18 protein-coding genes are annotated in these 25,686 nt (G+C 63.0%); 14 read left to right on the top strand and 4 right to left on the bottom strand.

Going from position 1 to position 25,686, the window contains the following annotated elements:
* Positions 1-64 precede the first annotated feature (64 nt).
* The gene (gene gltA, locus JF545_RS18325; protein ID WP_206944441.1) at positions 65-1,351 is read right to left on the bottom strand and encodes a citrate synthase; all 1,287 of its coding nucleotides are present in this window, start codon (positions 1,349-1,351) and stop codon (positions 65-67) included.
* A gap of 477 nt (positions 1,352-1,828) precedes the next feature.
* Between gltA and sdhC the strand changes: the two genes are divergently transcribed.
* From sdhC to sucD, 9 genes are all read left to right on the top strand, one after another.
* Entirely contained in the window at positions 1,829-2,206 is a 378-nt protein-coding gene (gene sdhC / locus JF545_RS18320; protein WP_206944439.1) for a succinate dehydrogenase, cytochrome b556 subunit, read from the top strand.
* Positions 2,200-2,547, top strand: a complete 348-nt coding sequence (gene sdhD, locus JF545_RS18315; RefSeq protein WP_206944437.1) for a succinate dehydrogenase, hydrophobic membrane anchor protein — start codon at positions 2,200-2,202, stop codon at positions 2,545-2,547. The genes sdhC and sdhD overlap by 7 nt, the downstream gene beginning before the upstream one ends.
* 4 nt (positions 2,548-2,551) lie before the next feature.
* Entirely contained in the window at positions 2,552-4,324 is a 1,773-nt protein-coding gene (gene sdhA / locus JF545_RS18310; RefSeq protein ID WP_206944433.1) for a succinate dehydrogenase flavoprotein subunit, read from the top strand.
* Positions 4,325-4,336: 12 nt separating this feature from the next.
* Positions 4,337-5,047 carry a succinate dehydrogenase iron-sulfur subunit gene (locus JF545_RS18305; protein WP_206944431.1) on the top strand — a complete coding sequence of 237 codons (711 nt, stop codon included), beginning with the start codon at positions 4,337-4,339 and terminating at the stop codon, positions 5,045-5,047.
* A 300-nt stretch (positions 5,048-5,347) separates the two neighbouring features.
* Complete coding sequence (locus tag JF545_RS18300; RefSeq protein WP_206944429.1) at positions 5,348-8,185, top strand: 2-oxoglutarate dehydrogenase E1 component; 2,838 nt, start codon at positions 5,348-5,350, stop codon at positions 8,183-8,185.
* Between the two features lie 39 nt (positions 8,186-8,224).
* A complete protein-coding gene (odhB, locus tag JF545_RS18295; protein WP_206944427.1) occupies positions 8,225-9,766 on the top strand; it encodes a 2-oxoglutarate dehydrogenase complex dihydrolipoyllysine-residue succinyltransferase in 1,542 nt (513 codons plus the stop codon).
* A 63-nt stretch (positions 9,767-9,829) separates the two neighbouring features.
* Positions 9,830-11,266, top strand: a complete 1,437-nt coding sequence (gene lpdA, locus JF545_RS18290) for a dihydrolipoyl dehydrogenase (RefSeq protein ID WP_206944425.1) — start codon at positions 9,830-9,832, stop codon at positions 11,264-11,266.
* A gap of 184 nt (positions 11,267-11,450) precedes the next feature.
* A complete protein-coding gene (sucC, locus tag JF545_RS18285) occupies positions 11,451-12,617 on the top strand; it encodes an ADP-forming succinate--CoA ligase subunit beta (protein ID WP_206944423.1) in 1,167 nt (388 codons plus the stop codon).
* Positions 12,617-13,489: a succinate--CoA ligase subunit alpha gene (sucD, locus tag JF545_RS18280; protein ID WP_206944421.1), complete on the top strand. Its 873-nt coding sequence runs from the start codon at positions 12,617-12,619 to the stop codon at positions 13,487-13,489. The genes sucC and sucD overlap by 1 nt, the downstream gene beginning before the upstream one ends.
* 311 nt (positions 13,490-13,800) lie before the next feature.
* On the opposite strand, the gene JF545_RS18275 is transcribed toward sucD, so the two are convergent.
* From JF545_RS18275 to JF545_RS18265, 3 genes are all read right to left on the bottom strand, one after another.
* On the bottom strand, positions 13,801-14,883 hold the full coding sequence (locus tag JF545_RS18275) for a lysylphosphatidylglycerol synthase transmembrane domain-containing protein (RefSeq protein WP_206944419.1): 1,083 nt from the start codon (positions 14,881-14,883) through the stop codon (positions 13,801-13,803).
* Positions 14,876-15,991 carry a glycosyltransferase gene (locus JF545_RS18270; protein WP_206944417.1) on the bottom strand — a complete coding sequence of 372 codons (1,116 nt, stop codon included), beginning with the start codon at positions 15,989-15,991 and terminating at the stop codon, positions 14,876-14,878. Before JF545_RS18270 ends, JF545_RS18275 begins: the two co-directional genes overlap by 8 nt.
* 207 nt (positions 15,992-16,198) lie before the next feature.
* A complete protein-coding gene (locus JF545_RS18265; protein WP_206944415.1) occupies positions 16,199-18,139 on the bottom strand; it encodes an exoribonuclease II in 1,941 nt (646 codons plus the stop codon).
* Positions 18,140-18,446: 307 nt separating this feature from the next.
* Here JF545_RS18265 and JF545_RS20095 point away from each other — a divergent pair, with 307 nt between their 5' ends.
* Genes JF545_RS20095 through nagE form a run of 5 tightly spaced genes read left to right on the top strand, consistent with a single transcriptional unit; the run spans position 18,447 to position 25,660 of the window.
* Complete coding sequence (locus JF545_RS20095; RefSeq protein WP_206944413.1) at positions 18,447-19,181, top strand: GntR family transcriptional regulator; 735 nt, start codon at positions 18,447-18,449, stop codon at positions 19,179-19,181.
* A 9-nt stretch (positions 19,182-19,190) separates the two neighbouring features.
* A complete protein-coding gene (nagA, locus tag JF545_RS18255) occupies positions 19,191-20,327 on the top strand; it encodes an N-acetylglucosamine-6-phosphate deacetylase (RefSeq protein WP_206944411.1) in 1,137 nt (378 codons plus the stop codon).
* Positions 20,311-21,330, top strand: coding sequence for an SIS domain-containing protein (locus JF545_RS18250; RefSeq protein ID WP_206944409.1), 1,020 nt, complete (start codon positions 20,311-20,313; stop codon positions 21,328-21,330). Before nagA ends, JF545_RS18250 begins: the two co-directional genes overlap by 17 nt.
* Before the next feature lie 56 nt (positions 21,331-21,386).
* The gene (gene ptsP / locus JF545_RS18245) at positions 21,387-23,954 is read left to right on the top strand and encodes a phosphoenolpyruvate--protein phosphotransferase (protein WP_206944407.1); all 2,568 of its coding nucleotides are present in this window, start codon (positions 21,387-21,389) and stop codon (positions 23,952-23,954) included.
* Positions 23,951-25,660: an N-acetylglucosamine-specific PTS transporter subunit IIBC gene (gene nagE, locus JF545_RS18240; RefSeq protein WP_206944405.1), complete on the top strand. Its 1,710-nt coding sequence runs from the start codon at positions 23,951-23,953 to the stop codon at positions 25,658-25,660. Before ptsP ends, nagE begins: the two co-directional genes overlap by 4 nt.
* The last annotated feature ends 26 nt before the right edge of the window (positions 25,661-25,686 follow it).

Here is a 25,686-nt window from a genome sequence, read left to right as displayed (position 1 = left end):
ATTAACGACAAGGGCCGCCCTGGTGGGCGGCCCTTGCTGATGCTCAGTGTCGAAGCGATGACGCTTACTTCGTCGGGTAGTCGCGCTGGGTGTGGCCAGTGTAGAGCTGGCGAGGACGGCTGATCTTGTAGCTGTCGCTGAGCATCTCGTGCCAGTGGGAAATCCAGCCAATGGTACGAGACACGGCGAAGATGACCGTGAACATGTTGGTCGGGATGCCCATCGCCTTGAGGATGATGCCTGAGTAGAAGTCGACGTTCGGGTAGAGCTGGCGCTCCACGAAGTATTCGTCTTCCAGGGCAATCTGCTCCAGACGCTTGGCGATCTTGAGCTGGGGATCGTCTGCCTTGCCGAGTTCCGCCAGGACTTCGTCGCAGGTCTCTTTCATGACCTTGGCGCGGGGGTCGAAGTTGCGGTAGACGCGGTGGCCAAAGCCCATCAGCTTGAACGGATCTTCCTTGTCCTTGGCCTTGTCGATGAAGCGCTGAATGTTCTCTTCGGAATCGTCACCGATTTCGTCGAGCATGTTCAGGACCGCTTCATTGGCGCCGCCATGGGCGGGGCCCCACAGGGCGGCGATGCCGGCGCTGATGCAGGCGAACGGGTTGGCGCCGGTGGAGCCTGCCAGGCGTACCGTCGACGTCGAGGCGTTCTGCTCGTGGTCGGCGTGCAGCATGAAGATACGATCCATCGCCTTGGCGTAGACCGGATTGATCTCGTAGGGCTCGCACGGATTGCTGAACATCATGTAGAGGAAGTTCTCTGCGTAGTTCAGATCGTTGCGCGGATAGTTGAACGGTTGACCGATGTTGTACTTGTAGGACATGGCCGCGATGGTGGGCATCTTGGCGATCAGGCGGATGGCGCTGATCTCGCGGTCCTGGGTCTGAGTGATGTCCAGGTGGTCGTGGTAGAAGGCCGCCAGGCCGCCGACCACGCCACACAGAATCGACATCGGGTGGGCGTCGCGGCGGAAGCCCTTGAAGAAGTTCGCGATCTGCTCGTGCACCATGGTGTGGTTGCGCACACGATGCTCGAAATCCTTGTACTGCTCGTCGTTGGGCAGTTCACCGAACAGCAGGGTGTAGCAGAGCTCGACGAAGTTGGAGTTCTTGGCCAGCTGCTCGATCGGGTAGCCGCGATGCAGCAAAACGCCTTTCTCGCCATCGATGTAAGTGATGCCGGATTCGCAGGAGGCGGTGGCCAGGAAGCCAGGGTCGAAGGTAAAGAGGCCTTCTGCACCGAGGCCACGGACGTCGATGACGTCTGGGCCCAGAGTGCCCGAGTGAATGGGAAGTTCGACAGGGTTCTCCAGACCATCCACCGTCAGGGTCGCTTTTCTGTCAGCCATGTCTGGCCTCCTTCGTGTTCGATATGGAGCGATACGTAGTTATTTCTCACTAACGTGCCGACGAATAGGGGGTCGCCCGGCAAAAAAGGTTCGCCCACTATAGAAGCGTTCAGGATATTGTCAATTCTCCCATCGAAACCTTGCTGTTGTACTATGCTCAATTAGCAGTACAGTGTTTGTATAGTTTTTGATGCTTTGCATCAAAATTGGGCGTTTTGCGGCGCAGCATCTTGACGAGGTGGCGTTTCTATGCAGCTTTGCTGCATTTTGCTTCGAAGCAGCGAGCAAATTGTGACGCGATGCCATTTGTCATGGTGGGGGCATGTCCCTATAATTCAGGCCGCGACTGGCAGGAACAGGAGGTCGTGTCCAACTTGTCGAGGGTTGGTTCACGACAGCGCCCTTCCCAAAACCACCGCCCGCTCGGGCCTCTGGCCCGTCTGTCGTAGAGTGGGCCAAGAGAGTGTGTAGAGAGCCGTGAATAGCAAACGACCCGTAAATCTGGATCTGTCCACGATCCACTTCCCCCTTCCCGCCTTGACGTCGATTACCCACCGGATCACCGGCGTCATCCTCTTTGTCGGATTGATCTTCGGCTTCTGGGCGCTGGACGCTTCGTTGTCTTCCCCCGCCGGTTTCGAAGCCGTGCGTGACGCGCTGGCGCACAACTTCTTCGCCAAGCTGGTGGCATGGGGCCTGTTGTCCGCCCTGGCGTTCCACTTCGTCGCTGGCTGCAAGCACTTCATCATGGACGCCAACATCGGCGTATCTCTTGAAGGCGCAGTGAAGAAGGCTCAGATCACTATCGTGGCGAGCGTTGTTCTGATCATTCTGGCAGGAGTCTGGGTATGGTAACCAACATCACGAGCTTCAGCCGCAGCGGTCTGTCAGACTGGATCATCCAGCGTGCCAGTGCGGTGGTCATGGCCCTTTATACGGTGTTCCTGGTGGTCTACCTGCTGGCTCACCCGCAGCTCGACTACGCCACCTGGAGCGGTCTGTTCGAACAGACCTGGATGCGTATCTTCTCGCTGTTGGCCTTTGTGTCTCTCGCCGCCCATGCCTGGGTAGGTCTGTGGACCGTGACCACCGACTACATCAAGCCGACCGGCATTCGTGTCGGCGCCCAGTCCGTCATCATCATTGCCATCTTCGTGTTCCTGGTCTGGGGCATCCAAGTGCTGTGGGGAGCCTGATTACATGTCAACCATGCGTAGTTTGACCTTTGACGCCATCATCATCGGTGGCGGTGGTGCTGGCCTGCGTGCCGCACTGGAGCTGGCCAAGTCCGGCAAGAAGACCGCGGTGCTGTCCAAGGTCTTTCCGACCCGTTCGCATACCGTGTCCGCCCAGGGGGGTATCACCTGTGCCATCGCTTCTGCCGATCCCAATGACGATTGGCGCTGGCACATGTATGACACCGTCAAGGGGGGTGACTACATCACCGACCAGGACGCCGCGGAGTACATGTGTTCCGAAGGGCCGAAGGCGGTGTTCGAGCTTGAGCACATGGGCCTGCCGTTCTCCCGTTTTGACAACGGTCGTATCTACCAGCGCCCGTTTGGCGGTCAGTCCAAGAACTTCGGCGAGGGTGGCCAGGCAGCACGTACCTGTGCCGCTGCCGACCGTACTGGACACGCTCTGCTGCACACGCTGTATCAGAACAATCTGAAAAACAACACCACCTTCCTCAACGAGTGGTACGCCGTCGATCTGGTGAAGAACGCCAACGGCGACGTGGTGGGTTGTATCGCCATGGACATCGAGACGGGCGAAGTGGTGCACGTCAAGTCCAAGGCGACCGTTCTGGCCACCGGTGGTTCCGGCCGTATCTATGCCTCCACTACCAATGCCCTGATCAATACCGGCGACGGTATCGGCATGGCCCTGCGTGCCGGCGTGCCGATGCAGGACATGGAAATGTGGCAGTTCCACCCGACCGGCATCCACGGCGCAGGCGTGTTGGTGACCGAAGGGTGTCGCGGTGAGGGTGGCTACCTGGTGAACAAGGACGGCGAGCGCTTCATGGAGCGTTACGCCCCGAACGCCAAGGACCTGGCCGGCCGTGACGTGGTCGCTCGCTCCATGGTCATGGAGATTCTGGAAGGACGTGGCTGTGGCGAAAACGGCGATCACGTCTTCCTCAAGCTGGACCATCTGGGCGAAGAAGTGCTGTCCAAGCGCCTTCCCGGGATCGTCGAGCTGGCCAAGACCTTCGCCCACGTGGACCCGGCCAAGGAGCCGATTCCGGTGGTGCCGACGTGTCACTACATGATGGGCGGCATCGCGACCAACGTGCACGGTCAGGCGATTGCTCAGGATGCTGATGGCAATGACCAGATCATCAACGGTCTGTATGCCTGTGGCGAAGCTGCCTGCGTGTCTGTCCACGGCGCCAACCGTCTGGGCGGCAACTCGCTGCTGGACCTGGTGGTCTTCGGGCGTGCCGCGGGCATGTACATCGAGAGTGCTCTGAACGAAGGTATCGAATACCTGGATGCCCGCGAGTCCGACATCGAGACGGCGATGAAGCGCATCACTCGCTGGAACGAGTCCGAGGGCGGTGAGAGCGTGCCTGAGCTCAAGCGCGAGTTGCAGAGCATCATGCAGAACTCCTTCGGCGTCTTCCGTGAAGAGAAGAACATGGTCGAGGGTGTGGAAAAACTGGCGGAGCTGCGCGGCCGTATTGCCAACGCTCACCTGGCGGACAAGTCGCATGCGTTCAATACCGCACGTGTCGAGGCGCTGGAGCTGGACAACTTGATGGAAGTGGCTGAAGCCACCGCCATCGCTGCCCTGGAGCGTAAGGAAAGCCGCGGCGCACACTCGCGTTACGACTATCCGGATCGCGACGACGCCAACTGGCTCAAGCATTCCATGTTCTTCCCCGGCGACAAGCGCGTCGGTCAGCGCGACGTCAACTTTGCGCCGAAGACCATGGATAAGTTCGAGCCGAAAATCCGCACCTACTAAGGGGGAGTCAGCATGTCAAAGCTTCAGGTATCCCTGTACCGCTACAATCCGGAAACCGACTCCGCACCCTACATGCAGGAGTTCGAGGTCGACACCCAGGGTCGTGACCTGATGGTGTTGAACCTGCTCGAGCTGATCAAGGAAGACGACAGCTCTGTCGCCTTCCGTCGCAGCTGCCGTGAAGGCGTCTGCGGCAGCGACGGCATGAACATGAACGGCAAGAACGGCCTGGCCTGCATCACGCCGCTGTCTGAAGTGGTCAAGAACAACAAGCTGGTACTGCGCCCGCTGCCTGGGCTGCCGGTCATTCGTGACCTGGTGGTCGATATGGCGCTGTTCTACAAGCAGTACGAGAAGATTCAGCCGTACCTTCAGAACGATACGCCGGCGCCGGCGATCGAGCGTCTGCAGGCCCCCGAAGAGCGCGACAAGCTCGACGGTCTCTACGAGTGCATCCTGTGCGCCTGCTGCTCGACCTCCTGCCCGTCGTTCTGGTGGAACCCGGAGAAGTTCGTTGGTCCTGCGGGTCTGCTGCAGTCCTACCGCTTCCTGGCTGACTCGCGCGATACGGCCACCCAGCAGCGTCTGTCCGAGCTCGAGGATCCGTTCTCCGTGTTCCGCTGCCGCGGCATCATGAACTGTGTGGCGGTGTGCCCTAAAGGGCTTAACCCCACTCGGGCGATCGGCAAGATCCGCGAGATGTTGCTCGCGAATGCCACTTAAAACGTGGCGCCGGGCTTGTTATCATGTCCCGGTTCGCGGGCGCGACACGATGTCGCGCCCGCGGATGACAGCGTCAAGAGCCGGTGCCATGGGCACCGGCTTTTGAGCATGAAGCAAGACCGCAAGGCAGAGAAACCGACGGCCGACAGGTCGCGGCAGAACCACCAGGGCGCTCGCTGATAGTCAGTGCCATGGGTGATGAAGGGCAGGGCATCGCGCTAGATGTCTTGTGACAGCACGCCCGCGGTACGGATTAGCATCGAGCCCACTACCACCCCATCAGTGCAGGGTGACCGAGAGATGCAACAAGGCATAATGGAGTTGATGTGGCGCTCCTCTCACGTGACGGGCAGCAACGTCCACTACGTGGAAGCGCTCTACGAGCAGTACCTCGACGACCCCAGCGCCGTCCCCGATGAATGGCGCGACTACTTCGACGAGTTGTCCCGCCAGGAAGGCGCCCCGTCCGACGAGACCCCCCTCTCACCGATCCGTGATCAGTTCTATCAGCTGGGCCGCGAGCGCCGCACCGCGGTGGCCAGCGCAGCGACTGCCGACAGCGAAGAAAGCCGCAAGCAGGTCAAGGTCCTGCAGCTGATCAACGCCTACCGATTCCGTGGTCACCAGAAGGCCGACATCGACCCCTTGGGGCTGCGCGATGCCAAGCCGGTGCCGGATCTGGATCTTGCGTTCCACCAGCTGTCGAAGGCCGACCTCGACACCGAGTTCCAGACCGGGTCCTTCTTCCTGGGCAAGGAGCAGGCAACGCTCAAGGAAATCGTCGATGCCTTGGATCGCACCTATTGCCGCGCGATCGGCTGCGAGTTCATGCACATCGTCGATACGGAAGAGAAGCGCTGGCTGCAGCAGCGTTTCGAGTCCGTGCGCTCTGCGCCCGACTTTGGTGATGACCGCCGCAAGCAGCTCTTCGAGCGTCTGACAGCCGCCGAAGGTCTGGAGAGCTACCTGGCCTCCAAGTACCCCGGCACCAAGCGCTTCGGCCTCGAGGGTGGCGAGACCTTCATCCCGATGATGGACGAACTGATCCAGCGCGCCGGAAGCTACGGCACCAAGGAAGTCGTCATCGGCATGGCCCACCGTGGCCGCCTGAACGTGCTGGTCAATATTCTCGGCAAGAACCCGGGTGAGCTGATCGACGAGTTCGACGGCAAGAAGCTGATTGAACGCGGCTCCGGCGACGTCAAGTACCACCAGGGCTTCAGCTCCAACGTGATGACGCCTGGTGGCGAAGTTCACCTGGCGATGTCCTTCAACCCCTCGCACCTCGAGATCGTGGCGCCAGTGGTGGAAGGCTCCGTGCGTGCTCGCCAGGATCGTCGTGATGACCTTGACGGTGGCAAGGTGCTGCCGATCAACGTTCACGGTGATGCGGCCTTCGCTGGCCAGGGTGTGGTGATGGAGACATTCCAGATGTCCCAGACCCGCGCCTACAAGACTGGCGGCACGGTGCATATCGTCATCAATAACCAGGTGGGCTTCACCACGTCCCACCCGGAAGATGCACGCTCCACCGAGTACTGCACCGATATCGCCAAGATGGTGCAGGCCCCGATCCTGCACGTGAACGGTGACGATCCCGACGCGGTGCTCCACGTGACCCAGGTGGCACTGGACTATCGTCAGCAGTTCAAGAAGGACGTGGTCATCGACCTGGTCTGCTACCGTCGTCGCGGGCACAACGAAGCGGACGAGCCCTCCGGCACTCAGCCGATGATGTACCAGAAGATCAAGGATCATCCGTCTTCTCGTGCCCTCTACGCCGACCGTCTGGTGAAGCAGGGCGTGCTGTCCGAAGACGACGCCAAGGCCGTGGTCGAGAAGTACCGCGATGACCTGGTCGCCGGTAATCACGTGGCCAATGCGCTGGTGCAGGAACCCAACACCTCGCTGTTTGTCGACTGGAAGCCGTACCTGGGTCATGAGTGGACCGGACACGCCGATACCAGTTTCGACATGAAGCGACTGAAGCAGCTCGCCGCCAAGATGTGCGAGATTCCGGACGGTGTGAAGGTGCAGCGTCAGGTCGCCAAGATCTACGAAGACCGCCGCAAGATGCAGGGCGGTGGCATGGCCATGAACTGGGGCTTTGCCGAGACTTTGGCCTACGCGACGCTGCTGGATCAGGGCCATCCGATCCGTCTGACCGGTCAGGACGTAGGGCGTGGCACCTTCTCTCACCGTCACGCGGTGATTCACAACCAGAAGGATGGCTCCACCCATGTGCCGCTTCAGCACATGGCTGACGGTCAGCCGCGCTTCACCATTCACGACTCCTTCCTCTCCGAGGAAGCGGTGCTGGCCTTCGAGTACGGCTACTCGACGACCATGCCGAATGCGCTGGTCATCTGGGAAGCTCAGTTCGGTGACTTCTTCAACGGTGCCCAGGTCGTGGTCGACCAGTTCATCTCCTCTGGCGAGACCAAGTGGGGACGTCTGTGTGGCCTGACCATGCTGCTGCCTCACGGCTTTGAAGGGCAGGGGCCTGAGCACTCGTCAGCACGTCTCGAGCGCTTCTTGCAGCTGTGTGCCGAGCACAATATGCAGGTCTGTGTCCCGACCACTCCGGCCCAGATCTTCCACCTGCTGCGTCGCCAGGTGATTCGCCCGCTGCGCAAGCCGCTGGTGGTGATGTCGCCGAAGAGCCTGCTGCGCCACAAGGAAGCGACCTCGAGCCTGGAAGAACTGGCCGAAGGCAGCTTCAACATGGTGCTGCCGGATCAGGGGCAGCGTGATGCCGACAAGGTCGAGCGGATCATCATGTGTGCCGGCAAGGTCTACTACGACCTGGCCAACTGGCGCGAGGAGAACCTGCGCGACGACGTGGCGATTGTTCGCGTTGAGCAGCTCTACCCCTTCCCCAAGGAAGAGCTGATCGAAACGCTCAAGGAGTACTCCAACGTCACCGATATCGTCTGGTGTCAGGAAGAGCCCCTCAACCAGGGTGCCTGGTACTCCATGCAGCACAACCTGCGTGTCGTTGCCGACTCGCTCAAGGACGGTCTGGGCTCCCAGCTGAAGTTTGCTGGACGGCCGGCGTCAGCGGCACCCGCGGCGGGCTACATGTCCGTACATACCGAACAGCAGCGCCAACTGGTGGAAGACGCCTTCAATCTCTAAGGCGACCATCGGGAAGAGAGAGAACATTAAGGATACGACATGGCTACCGAGATCAAGGCACCATCCTTTCCGGAATCCGTTGCCGAGGGCACCGTGGGCACCTGGCACAAGAAGCCCGGTGACAGCGTCGAGCGTGACGAGCTGATCGTCGAGATCGAGACCGACAAGGTCGTGCTCGAGGTCGTGGCGGTGGAAGCTGGCACCCTGTCCGAAGTGCTGGTGGAAGAAGGCGACACGGTAGAGTCCGAGCAAGTGCTGGGCCGCATCGGTGAAGGCGGCGGCAGCGCCGAGCAGAAGTCAGAGGCCAAGCCGGCTGAAAAGGACGACGCCGAGGGCGACGCGCAAGAAGCTCCCAAGGGCGGTGGTGAGAAGCGTGACGTCAAGGCGCCGAGCTTCCCTGAATCTGTTCAGGAAGGCACCGTAGCGAGCTGGACCAAGAAGGTCGGTGAAGCGGTCAAGCGCGATGAAGTGCTGGCCGAGATCGAGACTGACAAGGTCGTGCTGGAAGTGGTCGCACCGGAAGATGGCGCGCTCGCCGAGATCAAGGTCGAGGAAGGCGGCACCGTCGAGTCGGAAGCCGTGCTGGCGATCTTCGAAGTCGGCGCTGGTGGTGCCGCTCCGACCGCTGACAAGCAGGCTCCGAAGGCCAGTGCCGATGACGGTGGCAGCGACGAGCAGGTGGGCGACAAGATCGTGGCACCGGCGGCGCGCAAGCTGATCGCCGAGCACGACCTTGATGTCAGCGCGATCACGGGTACCGGCAAGGACGGTCGTGTGCTCAAGGAAGACGTGCTCAAGGCGGTCAAGGAAGGCAGTGCCAAGAAGGCCGCGCCGGCCAAGAAGGCCGCCGCCAGTGCGGCAGCGCCTGCCGTCGAGGGCGAGCGCCCCGAGAAGCGCGTGCCGATGACGCGCCTGCGCAAGACCATTGCCAAGCGTCTGGTCCAGGCCCAGCAGACCGCTGCGATGCTGACCACCTACAACGAGGTGGACATGGGTGCGGTGATGGAGCTGCGCTCGCAGTACAAGGACACCTTCCTGAAGGCCCACGACGTCAAGCTTGGCTTCATGGGCTTCTTCGTCAAGGCTGCCTCCGAGGCGCTCAAGCGCTTCCCGGACGTCAATGCGTCCATCGACGGCGATGACATCGTCTACCACGGCTACCAGGATATCGGCGTGGCCGTATCCACCGATCGTGGCCTGGTGGTGCCGGTGCTGCGTGACACCGACAGCATGAAGATCGCCGACGTCGAGAAAGGCATTGTCGACTTCGGCAAGCGTGGTCGCGAAGGCAAGCTGGGCATTGAAGACATGCAGGGCGGCACCTTCACCATCACCAACGGCGGCATCTTCGGCTCGCTCATGTCCACGCCGATCCTGAATCCCCCGCAGACCGCGATCCTCGGTATGCACAAGATTCAGGAGCGCCCGATGGCGGTCAACGGCAAGGTCGAGATTCGCCCGATGATGTACCTCGCGCTGTCTTATGACCACCGTATGATCGATGGCAAGGACGCGGTGCAGTTCCTGGTCACCATCAAGGAGCTGCTCGAGGATCCGGCGCGTCTGCTGCTGGAAATCTGACCTGATTGGCAGTGACAGGGATTTATTGCAGAGCCTCTGCACACAGAACGAACAGGAGCCAACATGGCCGACAAGTATGATGTAATCGTCATTGGCGCGGGCCCGGGGGGCTACGTGGCCGCCATCCGTGCTGCCCAGCTGGGTCTGAAGACTGCCTGCGTCGAGAAGTGGATCGGCAAGGAAGGCAAGGTAGTGCACGGCGGTACCTGCCTGAACGTGGGCTGTATTCCGTCCAAGGCGCTGCTCGAGGCGTCCCACAAGTACGTCGAAGCCAAGCACGACTTCGACGACATGGGTATTCAGGCGGGCGACGTCACCATGGACGTGTCCAAGATGATGGCCCGCAAGGACAAGATCGTTAAGCAGCTGACCGGCGGTATCTCCGGGCTGTTCAAGGCCAATGGCGTGACTGCCATCGAAGGGACCGGCAAGGTCGTGGCCAAGAACAAGGTCGAGGTCACTGACAAGGACGGCGGCACCAGCACCGTCGAAGCGGATAACATCGTGATCGCCGCTGGCTCCGTGCCGGTAGAGATTCCGCCGACACCGCTGACCGAAGGCCTGATCGTCGACTCCACCGGCGCGCTCGAATTCCAGGACGTGCCCAAGCGTCTTGGCGTGATCGGTGCCGGCGTCATTGGCCTCGAGCTCGGTAGCGTATGGAGCCGTCTGGGGTCCGACGTGACCGTGCTGGAAGCGCTCGACAGCTTCCTGCCCATGGTCGACTCCGCCATCGGCAAGGAAACCCAGAAGCTGCTCAAGAAGCAGGGCCTGGATATCAAGCTGAATGCTCGCGTGACCGGCTCCGAGGTCAAGGGCGAGGAAGTGGTCGTCAAGTACGAAGACAATGAAGGCGAGAAGGAACTGACCTTCGACAAGCTGATTGTCTGCGTCGGCCGTCGTCCTTACACCAAGGGCGTGGTCGCTGATGGCCTGGGCGTCGAGCTGGATCAGCGTGGTTTCATTCACGTCGACGATCAGTGCCGCACCAGCGTGCCGGGCGTTTTCGCCATCGGCGACTGCGTGCGTGGCCCGATGCTGGCCCACAAGGCCTCTGAAGAGGGCGTGATGGTGGCTGATGTCATCGCTGGCCATAAGGCCCAGATGAACTATGACGCCATCCCCAGCGTGATCTACACCCATCCCGAGGTGGCGTGGGTCGGCATGAACGAGCAGGACGCCAAGGCGGCTGGCATCAAGGTCAAGACCGGCAGCTTCCCGTTTGCGGCAAGCGGTCGTGCCATGGCCAACAACGCCACCGACGGTCAGGCCAAGATCATCGCCGATGCGGAAACCGATCGCGTGCTGGGCATGCATATCGTCGGCCAGCATGCCGGTGAGCTGATCGCCCAGGGTGTGATCGCCATGGAATTCGGCTCCAGTGCCGAGGACCTGGCGTTGACCTGCTACGCGCACCCGAGTCTGTCCGAGGCGGTTCACGAAGCCGCACTGGCAGTGGAAGGCCATGCCATCCACGTCGCCAACCGCAAGAAGCGCTAGCAAGACAACAAGCGTCCGGCGCACTCCGGCAAGCCTGTGCAGTTCTGGCAGGCTTGCCGGCGCTTGTTGCCGACGCATCGCCGCCGACCATGTATCGGTGGCGGTCGGTGGCGTCCCACACGACTGATCCTGCGGGGCAGGGTGGGGCGCCGTTCGAGTCACATGCAACCAATGGCATGAATCGATGAACCTTCACGAGTATCAAGGCAAGCAGCTGTTTGCCGACTATGGTCTGCCTGTTTCCAAGGGCTTTGCCTGCGACACCCCGGAAGAAGCCTATGAGGCCTGCAAGAAGATCGGTGGCGAGCAGTGGGTCGTCAAGGCCCAGGTGCACGCTGGCGGTCGCGGCAAGGCCGGTGGCGTCAAGCTGATCAAGAGCCCGGACGAGGCCAAGGCCTTCGCCGAGCAGTGGCTGGGCAAGAACCTGGTGACCTTCCAGACCGATGAACACGGTCAGCCGGTCGCCAAAATTCTGGTCGAGAACTGCACCGACATCGCCAACGAGCTCTACCTGGGCGCGGTGGTGGATCGTGGCACCCGCCGCGTGGTGTTCATGGCATCCACCGAAGGTGGTGTCGAGATCGAGAAGGTCGCCGAAGAGACGCCTGAGAAGATTCTCAAGGCCGAGATCGATCCGCTGGTCGGCGCGCAGCCGTACCAGGCGCGTGAACTGGCCTTCGCCCTGGGCCTCGAGGGTGCCCAGGTCAAGCAGTTCACCAAGATCTTCCTGGGCCTGTCCAAGATGTTCCACGACAAGGACCTGGCGCTGCTCGAGATCAACCCGCTGGTGATCACCGACGAAGGCAACCTGCACTGCCTCGACGCCAAGATTAACCTGGATGGCAACGCGCTGTATCGCCACCCGGACCTGCAGGAAATGCGTGACCCGTCTCAGGAAGACGAGCGCGAAGCCAACGCCGCCCAGTGGGACCTGAACTACGTGGCCCTGGAAGGCAACATTGGCTGCATGGTCAACGGCGCTGGTCTGGCCATGGGCACCATGGACATCATCAAGCTCCACGGTGGCCAGCCGGCCAACTTCCTTGACGTGGGCGGCGGTGCCACCAAGGAACGTGTGGCGGAAGCCTTCAAGATCATCCTGTCCGACGACAGCGTCCAAGCGGTACTGGTCAACATCTTCGGTGGCATCGTGCGTTGCGACATGATCGCCGAAGGTATCATCGGTGCTGTCGAGCAGGTCGGCGTGAACGTGCCGGTCGTCGTGCGTCTGGAAGGTAACAACGCCGAGCTGGGTGCCGAGAAACTGGCCTCCAGCGGTCTGAACATCATCGCTGCCAAGAGCCTCACCGATGCGGCTCAGCAGGTTGTCAAGGCAGCGGAGGGCAAGTAATGAGCATCCTGATTGACAAGAACACCAAGGTCATCTGCCAGGGCTTCACTGGCGGCCAGGGGACCTTCCACTCCGAACAGGCCATCGCCTACGGCACCAAGATGGTCGGCGGTGTGACCCCGGGCAAGGGCGGCCAGGAACACCTGGGCCTGCCGGTGTTCAACACCGTCAAGGAAGCCGTCGAGCAGACCGGCGCTGAAGCCAGCGTGATCTACGTGCCCGCTCCCTTCTGCAAGGATTCCATCCTGGAAGCGGCCAACGCCGGCATCAAGCTGATCGTGTGCATCACCGAAGGCATCCCGACCCTCGACATGCTGGACGTCAAGGTCAAGTGCGATGAGCTGGGCGTGCGTCTGATCGGTCCGAACTGCCCGGGTGTCATCACCCCTGGCGAGACCAAGATCGGCATCATGCCGGGCCACATCCACAAGCCTGGCAAGGTCGGTATCGTGTCTCGTTCCGGCACCCTGACCTATGAAGCGGTCAAGCAGACGACTGACCATGGTTTCGGCCAGTCCACCTGTGTGGGTATCGGCGGCGACCCGATCCCGGGCTCCAACTTCATCGACATCCTCGAGATGTTCGAGAAGGATCCGGCCACCGAAGCCATCGTCATGATCGGTGAAATCGGCGGTACCGCCGAGGAAGAAGCCGCTGCCTACATCAAGGAGCACGTCACCAAGCCGGTGGTCTCCTACATTGCAGGTGTGACTGCGCCTCCGGGCAAGCGCATGGGCCACGCTGGTGCCATCATCGCTGGCGGCAAGGGCACTGCGGACGAGAAGTTCGCGGCTCTGGAAGCGGCGGGCGTCAAGACCGTGCGTTCCCTCGCCCAGATCGGCGATGCCCTGAAGGAAGCGACCGGCTGGTAAGCGGTCCTGGCGTCACAATAGGCGTCAGCACAAAGGCCACCTTCGGGTGGCCTTTTTTGTGGGCGTTTCCACGGATATGTCGCCTGGACTCTTGTCTCTAATGTGCGGGGCTAGATCGCGGGGCTAGATCGCGGGGCTAGATCGCGGGGCTAGATCGCGGGTCTATCGTCCGGGGCTAACGTTTGGGTCTGACGTGCGGGGCTAACGTTCGAGTCTACCGTGCGGGGCTAACGTGCAGGTCTATCGCGAGGTCTAAAGGCCTCTGAGCTGGCGGGCGAGAGCCTTGACGCTCTGACGCCCGCCCTGACGCCTTAGCAGCGACGCTTCCACACGCTTGATAGCTGCGCCGCAAAGACCGGGGCCCCGGCCACCAGGTAAAGGTGATAGCTGACCAGACGCCAGATGATCACTGCGGCGGCCGCTTGCTCCCGCGCCATGACGGGCAGCAGCAGCGCGCCGACGCTGACTTCAGCAGCCCCGGCGCCGCCGGGTAGCACGCTGAGCTGGCTGGCGGCCATGGCCAGCATCTGGACCAGAAAGGTCCAGGCCCAGTCGGCCTGACCACCGACACCGAGCACCGCCAGATAAAGAAGGCTGTAGCGTGCCAGCCAGTGCAGGCTGCAAAGCAGGAAGATGCCTGCGAGTATCGGTGGCGGCAGCTGAAGTGTGTTCATAAGGGTGTGACGACAGCGCAGCAAGCGCCTGACGCCCCAGCGTCTTGCTCGCGGCGTGGGAGACAGGCTTGCAGGCCACCAGAGCGTGATGACGGACAACCGCGGCGGATAGCGAAGCCATCTCGGTAGCCAGACGATGATGGCGGTGAAAGCGGCCAGTGCGACCATGAGCCCGATCAGTGCCGCCTCGACCAGCGACTGGTGGGGCCAGCTTGCCACTCCTCCCAGCGACAGCGCCACCAGCAGCCCCAGCATCAGGCTGAAGAACAGCATGTCGGCCAGCTGGTCGACCAGAAAGATCGCCGAGCCCTGAGCCGCGGGATAACCCCGGCGCGACAGCAGCCACAGTAGTGTGGCGACGCCGCCACCGCCGGCCGGAGTGGCGCATAGGGCGAATTTTGACGACATCTCGATGGCCAGGGCACCCGTCTGGCCAAGCCGTCCTGCGCGGCCATTCAGCATTAGCCGCAGGCGTGCCGCGTTCAGGTTCCAGCAGAGGATCGCCAACGCCACCATCAGGCACAGCGTTTCAGGGGGAAAGGCCATGACCGCGCCCAGGGTGCCAGTCCCTCCCAGCCACCAGGGCAGCACCAGCGAGAGCACGATGGTCAGGGCCAGCAGGCCGGCCTTCACCAGCAGTCCTGTGCGATGTCGGGGAGACTGACGCGCGCCGTCTTGGGCAGGCCTGAGTCCGCTATCGGTGGATGGCCCTTCAGCCATGGCGTCGCTTGGCAGGAACGATAGGGTCGACGACGGCTTCATAGTGGTGCAGCAGTGACAGCATGACCTTGTCCCAATCGAACTGACGTTCGACGAAGCGCCGGGCATGGCGTCCCGAGGCCTTGGGATCGTTGGCGAACAGGGCTTCGGTGGCCTCGGCCATGGCCGAGGCAGAATGCGGCTGACACAGAATGCCGCCGCCCAGCGGAACGTTCTCGATCAAGGCCCCGGCGCGTGCCCCGACCACCGGGATTCCGCTGGCCATCGCTTCCTGGGCGATCAGCCCGAAGGTTTCGCGGGTGCCCGCATGCAGCAGCGCATCGCTGGAGGCCAGGGCCCTGGCGACTTCATGGGTGCCCACGCAGCGATTGATCACGCTGACGTTGGACGGTACCTGGGTTGGCATGCCAGGACCCATCAACAGCAGGTGATAGGGGTGGCCCAGGCGCTTGGCAGTGTCCAGCAGAATATCGATGTTCTTCTCCTGGGAGAACCTGCCCACAAAGACCAGCAAGCGGCTATCGGCCTCCAGGCCCAGCTTGAGTCTCAATGCTGGATCCCGTTTGTCAGGATGGAAGGTGGCCAGATCCACCCCAAGGGGTTGCACGCGTACGCGATCGACGCCCCAGGAGGCAAGCCGGTCTGCCATGGCCTGGCAGGGCGCCAGCACGCTGTCGAAACGCTGGTAGAGGTTGACCACATAGCGCTCCAGGCGCCGTCGCACTGGGGCGCCGAAACGATCGCCCATCAGGCGTGGAAGATCCGAGTGATAGAAGCCGACCACGGGTATCCCAAGCTGCTGGCCGGCGTCCAGGGCGGCCCAGGCCGTCACGTAGGGATCGCCGGCCTCGATCAGGTCGGGGGACAGGTCCACGAGCGCGTCTTTCCAGGGGCGGCGGCGAAGCGGAAAGCGATAGCTTTGTCCCAGGGGAATACGCAAGGAGGGCAGCTGATGGTGGTCCCCTAGACTGTCTCGCTCTGCGCCAGGCACCACCAGGCTTGTGCGCCACTCGGGAAAGCGTGAAAAGACCCGGTGCTTGGCCTGCAGATAAGTACGAACACCGCCGCTAGACGGCGCGTGGAACATGGTGACGTCGGCGAGATGCAAGGAAGCCTCCGTGGCAGTGACATCGTAGCCACGAGCCTACGAGGGAAATGCGACAGTTCTGCGACAGGGGGAGGCGATGCGCATTGAGGCCCAACAAAAAAACGGCGACCCACAGGTCGCCGTTTTTTTGTTCTATCACGATACGCACTGCTAGATAGCCCTGCCCGCTAGCGGCGCGGTCTGGCCGCTAGCGGGTAGCGCAACCGCTCAGACGCTGGGCTGGGCCACCAGCGAGCGGGTTTCTTCCTTGGCTTCGGTCAGGGCGACACGCACGCTGTCGCCGAGCTTGAAGCGCTCTTCACCTTCGATCTGAATGCGGCCTTCCTTGTCGTCCACCACCACCTTGTCGCGGTCAGCGTGCATCAGCGGAGCCGGGACGAAGGCGGTCGCGCCATTGGCGGTCAGGCGCACGCGCATGCCGCCGCGGTTGATCGCGATGATCTCGGCCTCGAACACATCTTGCTGCTTGGCCGCCGGGGTCAGATAGCGCACGTACAGCCAATCCTTGACGTCACGTTCCGCCAGGCGGTTGAGACGACGACGCTCGGTCAGCTGTTCGGTCAGCTCGATGCTGGCTTCCTTGGGGGCCTGCTCACCCTTGAGCACGCGCTTGATCAGGCGATGGTTGACCATGTCGCCGTACTTGCGGATCGGGGAGGTCCAGGTGGCATAGGCGGCCAGTCCCAGGCCAAAGTGCGGACCCGGCTGGGCCGACATGGCGGTGAAGCCCTGGAACTTGCGCAGGCGGGCATCCAGCCAGGCGTCATCGCGACTTTCCAGCGCGCGCTTGAGCTCCTTGTAGCGGGACAGGTCGGTCAGCGCCTCACGTTCGACGCTGATGTCCTGGGTCTCCAGGAAGCTCTGGGCGGCCTCGGCCTTGTCGTCCTCGAAGGCACGATGGACGTTGAAGATGCCATGACCGACCTTGTCGGCCAGCAGCGCCGCGCAGCATGCATTGGCGGCGATCATCGATTCTTCGATCATGCGGTTGGCGATGCGCCGCTCTTCGGTGCGGATCGCCAGCACGTTACCGGCCTCGTCCAGGTCGAAGACATAGTCGGGACGGTCCTTGAACACCAGGGCGTGCTCCTGACGCCAGCGAGTGCGTGCCTCGGTCAGATCACGCAGGGCCTTGAGCTGATCGCCGATGGACGCTTCAGGTGCCCACTCGCCCTGGCCCTCGAGCCAGTCAGAGACGTTGTCGTAGACCAGGCGAGCCTGTGAACGCGCGGTGGCAGCGAAGAACTGATAGTCACCGAGGCTGCCATCGGCGTTGACGTCCAGGCGACAGGCCAGCACCGGGCGTTCCTGGCCCTCGTGCAGCGAGCACAGATCATCGGCCAGCTGCTCGGGCAGCATGGTGACGTTCTGGCCCGGCAGGTAGACGGTGAAGGCACGAGTGCGGGCCTCGAGGTCGGCGGCGTGGCCTTCCTCCACGTAGGCGGTGGGGTCGGCGATGGCTACCGACAGGCGCCAGCCGCCGTCCTCGCGGACTTCGACGCGCAGGGCGTCGTCCATGTCGCGGGTCTTCTCGCCGTCGATGGTGAAGAACGGCTCCGCGGTCAGGTCCTCACGGGTGAGCCCTTCGTCGCGCAGCGGCCAGTCGGTGCCGGCGTCGGGGCATTCCTGCTCGAGGGCATGGCGGGCCAGGGTGACGCGCCACGGCACGGCGGGGTCGTCGGTCTTGGCCACCAGTTCGTCGATCTGGGTGAAGAAGGCGCGGTCATCCGGCTTGAGCGGGTGGCGCACCAGTCGTGCCACGACCCAGTCCCCATCGCCGATGGTGTTTTCGTCCAGGCTGCGCTTGATGCGCGCCTTGAGGGCGGTCTTGATCGACGGGTGGTCGGGCACCACCGCCAGGCGGCCCTCGCGCAGCTGCACTCGGGCAACGAAGCGCTCCATGTTGCTTTCGATCAAGGTGTCGGGTTCGACCGACTTGCGCTCACCTTCTTCGTGCAGCACCGCCTCGACGCGATCGCCGTGCAGCACCTTCTTCATCGCGGGAGGTGGCACAAAGTAGGACGCACCATCATCGGTTTCGAGAAAACCGAAGCCTTTTTCGGTGGCTTTGATGACACCCGTGACACGGGGGGTGTTATCGCGGATCTGTTGCTTGAGCTGAGCCAGCAAGGCGTTGTTCTGCAGCATGGTCACGATCGAGTGGCGGGAATAAGGGGGCCACTATACGGATTGTTCGCGCGGCGGCCAAACCCCTTGCTCGGTGACAACGGGAAATCAAGATCTTGTGGGTACTTATCGGCCCTTGCCGACACGCTGACAAGAGCAGGGGCCTCCTTTCGCGCCCTGCTGGATACCTCGGGCGGGGTGTTGAGTGGCATCTCCCTTCGCCGTGAAATGCACAGTCAGGGTTCGACCAATGTGGTACTAGATTGGTATTCAATTGGTCTTCATGTGGAGCTATATTGGTCCTATTAGCTCCGAGGACCTGACCGCCATGGATTCACGATTCGATCGTCTAAGACTTGATGGAACGCTGGCCACCCCCCTGTATCGGCAGCTGGCGAATGAGCTGGAGGCCGCGATTCGCGGAGGCGAGTGGCGTGCCGGCGAAGCCTTGCCATCCGAACGCAACCTGGCCGAAGCGCTGGGTGTGTCCAGAATTACCGCCCGCAAGGCCCTTGATCAGCTGGAAACGACGGGCCTGATTCGACGGGATCGCGGTTCTGGCACCTTTATCCGGCCTAGCATGGACCAGTCTCTGACGCGCCTGACCAGCTTCAGCGAGATGTTGACCAGGCGGGGGTTTCAGCCTCGCTCGGAGTGGATCGCACGTGAGCGTTGCCAGCCCGGCAGTGAGGAGAACCTTCGCCTCGGGCTGTCCAGCAACGCCCAGGTGTCACGGCTCAAGCGTCTGCGCCTTGCCGACGATGTGGTGATGGCGGTCGAAGAAAGCTGCCTGCCGGTCACGGTGTTGCCCAACCCCATGGATGTGGATGTGTCCCTCTACCGCTGGCTGGAGGACGCCGGTACGCCGATCGTCCGCGCGCGCCAGCAGGTGACGGCGGTCAATGCCGATGCCGAGCTGGCCGCCCTGGCCCAGGTAGCACCAGGGCAAGCGCTGCTCAAGGTCACCCGTCTGGGGTTTCTCGCCGACGACACTCCTGCCGAGTTAAGCGTTACTTACTGTCGCACTGACTATTACGACTTCACCGTTGAGCTTGTCCGCTAGGAGGTGTCCATGACGATCGCTGCTACCCGCTTGAGCGGCAATATATTGACCCCGGAGGGCTGGTTGCTGGGTCACATGCGGCTGGAAGATGGCCGCATTGCCGCGATAGAAGGTCGCCCCGTCGACCCTGAGCAAAACGATGCTCCGCGGCTGATTCCGGGATTCATTGACCTGCACGTGCATGGCGGCGGGGGAGCGGACGCGATGGAGGGGGCCGCCTCGGTGGCGACCCTGGCACGCACTCACCTGCGCTTTGGTACGACCAGCCTGCTGGCGACGACCATGACCGCCACTCCGGCACAGGTCCGCGCGGTGCTGCGGGAGATCTCGACCTACATGCGTGAGCCGGAGCCCCAGGCATCGCGAGTCCTGGGCGTGCATCTCGAAGGACCCTACATCAACCCTGGCAAGCTCGGTGCCCAGCCGGCCCATGCCCAGGTCGCCAGCGTGGCCGAGATGGACGAGTTGCTGGCGCTGGCCCCGATCCTGGTGGTCACACTGGCCGCCGAGATCAGCGGCCATGGTGAGGTGATTCGTCACCTCAGCGAACAGGGCGTCAAGGTTCAGCTGGGCCACACCCTGGGCAGCTACGAGGACGGGGTGGAAGCCTTGGCACATGGCGCCTGTGGCTTTACCCACCTGTTCAATGCCATGACCGGCCTGCATCACCGCAAGCCCGGCATGGCCGGTGCTGCGCTAGCCCACGCTGAGTATGCCGAGATCATCCCGGATCTGTTGCACGTTCATCCTGGGGCTATTCGCACTGCGCTTCGCTGTATCCCGCGCCTGTATGCGGTGACCGACTCCACCGCGGCGGCAGGCATGCCCGATGGCGACTACCGCCTGGGAAGCCAGACGGTCTCCAAGTGCCTGGGCGGTGTGCGCCTGGCAGACGGCACCCTTGCGGGCAGCACGCTGACGATGGATCAGGCGCTGCGCAACTTCGTCGGTCTCGGCCTCAGCCTGGCCGAGGCCTCGGATCGCTTGTCGCGTTTTCCCGCCGACTTTCTTGGGCGCACCGACGTGGGCCGCCTGGAGGTTGGTGCGCGCGCCGATGTCGTCACGCTCGATCCCCAGTTAACGCTTTTGGCTGTCCACCTGGATGGTCATCTGGTGTCAGGAGACCCCCATGTCACTCATGCTTGAAGAGGCGCTGAATGCGCCGGAACGACTGCGCGGCCAGCTGGCGCGTAACCAGACTCTGCTGCGCGATCTGGGGGAGCGGCTGCGCCATGAAGCGCCCAGCGCTGCCGTGACGGTGGCGCGGGGCAGCTCGGATCACGCCGCCAGCTATCTGGCCTATCTGTGCATGCAGGCCCGGGGGATACCGGTGGCATCGCTGCCGCCCTCCCTGTCGACGCTTGCACGCACCCCCTGGAAGCTTCAGGGACAGCTATCCATTGCCATTTCCCAGTCGGGCCAGAGCCCCGATCTAGTGGTCAGCCAGCGCGCTCTGAAGCAGGGAGGCGCTACCACTCTGGCCTTGGTCAACACCGCTGAATCGCCACTTGGGCAGGCCAGCGATATCGAGATACCGCTGTTCGCCGGAGAAGAACGCAGCGTGGCAGCCACCAAGAGCTTCCTGGCGACCCTGAGTGCTGGGGCCCAGTTACTGGCGCACTGGAACGAGAGTGCCATGCTGCTGGGCGCACTCAACGAGCTTCCCGATCGGTTGGTGGAGGCTGCCGCTCAGGACTGGAGCCCTGCCGTGGAAGCGCTCAAGGATGTCGATCGCTTGATGGTGATTGGACGTGGCGCCGGCCTGGGGATCGCCCAGGAGGCCGCGCTCAAGTTCAAGGAAACCTGCGGTATCCAAGCCGAGCCGTTCAGCGGAGCTGAGGTCAAGCATGGGCCGATGGCGTTGATCGAGCCCGGCTACCCGGTGCTGGTGTTCGCTCCCCCAGGCGCCGAGCAGGCCGGTCTGCTGGAGCTGGCAGAATGGCTGGAAGGCGTCGGGGCCAAGGTGCTGCTCGCCGCTGACGAGAGGGTGGCCCGGCGACAGCTGACGCTGACCGGCACCAGCCATGAGGCCCTTGAGCCGCTGTCCGTCATTCAGAGCTTCTATCCGATGGTGGCACGTCTCGCCGAGGCGAGGGGGATCGATCCTGATCAGCCCCGTCACCTGCGCAAGGTGACCTGCACGGTCTAGCGCGATCCCTTCCACCCAAGCGTCCTCTCCTCAATGACAACGATACGGAGCAGATCATGGTTTTGAGCAATGTCACCCTGGTGGCGCCGGTCAAGGGGGTGGTGGTCCCCCTGGCCGACGTCCCGGATCCAGTGTTCGCCGAGGGCAGTCTCGGCCAGGGCATCGCCCTGGACCCGCTAGGCGGGTGCTTGCATGCCCCCTGTGACGGCGAAGTGGTTCAGTCTGCTCGCACCCATCATGCGTTTACCATCAGGAGTGATGAGGGCATCGAGGTCCTGGTGCACCTTGGACTCGACACCGTGATGCTCGAAGGTCGTGGTATCGAGGCCTGCGTGACCCAGGGGCAACGGGTACAGGCAGGCGAACCTCTGTGTTACTTCGACCTGGACCAGCTGGCCTGCGACGCTGCCTCGTTGGTGACGCCCATGGTCGTGCTGGATAGCGGTGAGCGCCAGTGGATCGAGCTGGAGCTGCGTGCCGGCGATATCGTACAGCGAGGGGAACCACTGATCGTGCTGGGCCCGGCAAGCTCAGCGGTGGCCGGCGGCGTCGCTGGCGTTGAGCCGGCGGGGCCAAAGCTCGAGCGCACGGTTACGCTGGCCATTGAAGCGGGACTGCACGCACGTCCGGCGGCCAGGCTCAGGGCGATTGCCCGCGACCACCAGGTCGTCATGAGCCTGGGTGCCAAGGCGCGCACCGCGAGCTCCGGCAGTGTCAGCGCACTGATGAATCTCGGGCTTGAGTGTGGCGATGCGGTGCAGATCAAGGTGGAAGGGGCCAACGCTGAGGCGGCAATGGCCAGTGCTGTTGCCCTGCTGACCACAGCGGAAGGCCATGGCGCCGGTGACATTCAGCAGGCGGCCCCCGCTGCAGGGGAGCTGGAACCTGGACAATTAGGGGGCCTGACAGCCAGTCGCGGGATGGCCAGTGGGCCGCTTTCGGTGTTGAGCGTCAGGTTGCCTGAGGTGCCGCTAGAAGGGCACGGTCGTCAGGTGGAGTGTCCACGCTTGATGGCGGCGCTGGAGCAGGTAGGGGCGCAGCTTGAGGCGTCCAGGACACGCGCCTTGCGTGAAGGCCAGCAGGCCGAAGCTGAGGTGTTCGAAGCCCATCAGGCGTGGTTGGAAGATCCGGACCTGGTGGCATCGGCGGTCAGCAGGCTGGAAGAGGGGCTCAGTCCGGGGCAAGCCTGGCGTGAAGCCCTGGACGCAGAAGCCGACCGCCTTCGCGCCACCGGCAACGCCATCTTGATCGGTCGCATCGCTGACCTGAGAGACCTTCAGCGTCAAGTGATGCTGACCTTCAGTGATGGCCCGTCAACGGCCCTGGGGGAGCTGCCGGCAGACGCCATTGTCGTGGCCGATGATCTCACTCCCTCATCCTTCGTCGAGCTGTGCCAGCATGATCCGGCGGGGCTCTGCCTGGCGGCGGGCGGTACCACCTCCCACGTAGCGATCATGGCCCGCGCCCGGGGCGTGCCCTGTCTGGTGGCCATGGGCGGCGCGCTGCTTGAGGCAGCCGATGCCCATCACGGTAGCACGGTAGTGCTGGATGCCGACAAGGGGCGGCTGGAGCTGACGCCTGACCAGCCTCGTTGCGAACAGGTGGTGAAGGAGATCGCCGTCCGGGCCGCCCGCGCCGAAGAAGAACGCAGCCAGGCACACCTGGAAGTGGTGACCCGCGATAGCCGCATGGTAGAGGTCGCCGCCAATATCGGCAGCGCCGAAGAGGCCCGCCAGGCAAGCGCCAGTGGGGCGGATGGTGTCGGCCTGATGCGCAGCGAGTTTCTGTTCCTGGGGCGGGACTCGGCGCCCAGCGAAGCACAGCAGCGTGAGGAATATCAGGCCAGCGTTGATGCCCTGGGCGCCAAGCCAGTGATTATCCGCACCCTGGATATCGGCGCCGACAAGCAGCTGCCGTACCTGACGCTGCCGTCGTCACCCAACCCTGCCCTCGGGGTCCGCGGCATGCGCCTGTGGCAGTCTCACCCTGAATTGCTGGATACCCAGCTACGCGCCTTGCTGGGGGTCAAGCCGCTGCGTCATCTGCGCATCATGGTGCCGATGGTCAGCGATGCCAGCGAGCTCGAATGGGTGCGCGAGCGCATGGAGGCAATGGCGGCCGACATGCGCCTGACCGAACTGCCGCTGCTGGGAGCGATGATCGAAGTACCCAGTGCGGCGCTATGTTCCGCCGCCATGGCCAAGGTGGCTGACTTTCTGTCGATCGGTACCAACGATCTGACCCAGTATGGGCTGGCCATGGATCGCGAGGATGCGCTGCTGGCGGCCCGGGCGGATGTGCTTCACCCCGGCGTGCTGCGACTGATTCAGGCGACCCTGGCGGGCACCGGGGGGCGCTGCCCGGTGGGAGTGTGCGGAGCGGCAGCCGGCGATGAGCTTGCGGGTCCTCTGTTGGTGGCCATGGGCGTCTCCGAGCTATCGGTGGAGCCGGCCAGCGTAGCGGCGGTGAAGGCGCGCTTGCGACGCCTGGATGCCAGCGTGATCGCGCGCGAAATCGATACCCTGCTGGGGATGCCAGACGCTGCATCGGTGCGCCATGCACTGACGCAACTGGTAGAGGCCGCGCTGGTCGCCGAGACACCTTCCGAGAGGATCATGACATGACAAGCTCACTGGGCTCACGCCTGATGGCTGCGCTGCAGCTGCTGGGGCGTTCGTTGATGCTGCCGATCGCCGTCTTGCCGGTCGCCGGCCTGCTGCTGCGGCTGGGGCAGCCTGACCTTCTCGACATTGCCTTTGTGGCCAGCGCTGGCCAGGCGATCTTCGCCAACCTGGCGTTGATCTTTGCCATAGGACTGGCCGTCGGCTTTGCCGACGACAGCAATGGTGCTGCGGGCCTTGCCGGGGTCATCGGCTATCTGGTGCTGGATGCGGTGCTGGAAAGTCTCAACCCCGAGATCAACATGGGAGTGCTGGCGGGTATCATCATGGGAACCGTCGCGGGGCTACTGTACAACCGCTTCAAGGCCATCAAGCTACCCGACTATCTGGCGTTTTTTGGTGGCCGGCGTTTCGTCCCCATCGCCACTGGCCTTGCTGGCGTGGTACTGGGCATCGCCTTTGGTTGGGGCTGGCCGCCAATACAGCACGCCATCGACACCGTTGGCCATTGGCTGATTGACGCTGGCGCTTTCGGCAAGTTTGTCTACGGCGCACTCAATCGCCTGTTGATCGTCACCGGCCTGCACCACGTCCTCAACAGCTTTGTGTGGTTTGTCTTCGGCAGCTTTGGCGACGCCACCGGCGATCTCAATCGCTTCTTTGCCGGAGATCCGACTGCCGGTGGCTTCATGGCGGGCTTCTTCCCGGTGATGATGTTTGGCCTGCCGGCGGCGGCACTGGCCATGTACCACACCGCCGACAAGGGACGTCGGGCCCAGGTCGGAGGGCTGCTGCTATCACTGGCACTGACCGCCTTCCTGACCGGGGTGACGGAACCCATCGAGTTCACCTTCATGTTCCTCGCACCGCTGCTCTACGCCTTCCATGCGGTGATGACCGGTCTCAGCATGGCCATCATGCAGTGGCTCGACGTCAAGCTGGGCTTTACCTTCTCCGCCGGGGCCTTCGACTATGCCCTGTCCTACGGCCTGTCCACCAATGGATGGATGATGTTGCCGGTCGGCGTGGTCATCGGGCTTGTCTACTACGGCCTGTTCCGTTGGGCGATTGTGCGGTTTGACCTGCCCACGCCGGGACGCGAGCCGCTGACGCAGGACCCCCAGATGAGCGCCGCCGAACTCGGTGAACGTGGTCCCGCCTTTACCACCGCCCTTGGAGGGGCGGCCAACCTCGAAGCGGTGGGGGCCTGTACCACCCGTCTAAGACTGGTGCTGAAACAGCCGGACCAGATCGACGAGGCAGCGCTGAAGGCACTGGGGTCTCGTGGTGTGTTGCGACTGGGTGGGGGCGGTGTGCAGGTGATCCTGGGCCCTATCGCCGACACCGTCGCCGACGAGATTCGTGCGGCCATGGCGGCTCAGGGGCAGACGCCCCCAGTGGGGGCTGATCCCGCCGAGGTCGTGGTCGCACAGAAGGTGTCCACCCCGACAAGCCTCAACGATGAGCAGGTAGCAGCCTGGCGCCGAGCCCTGGGAGGAAGTGACAACATCCGCGCGCTGGACGTTCGCGCAGCGACTCGCCTGCGTCTGGCGGTCCGTCACGATAGCGAGCTGGATGAGCAGGCCTTGGCCCAGCTGGGCTGCCACGGTGTGCTAAGGGTGGCTGAGGGCGTCTGGCATCTGGTGGTCGGCAAGGATGCGGACGCTCTGGCCGGGGGGCTGCGTGAGGCAGGCGTGATGCCCAACTGAGCACGTCTCCCAGGAGACCTTGGCGA

It is taken from the genome of Halomonas litopenaei (assembly GCF_017303055.1).
Taxonomy (GTDB): Bacteria; Pseudomonadota; Gammaproteobacteria; order Pseudomonadales; family Halomonadaceae; genus Halomonas; species Halomonas litopenaei_A.
This window is presented reverse-complemented; position numbering and strand designations above follow the sequence as displayed.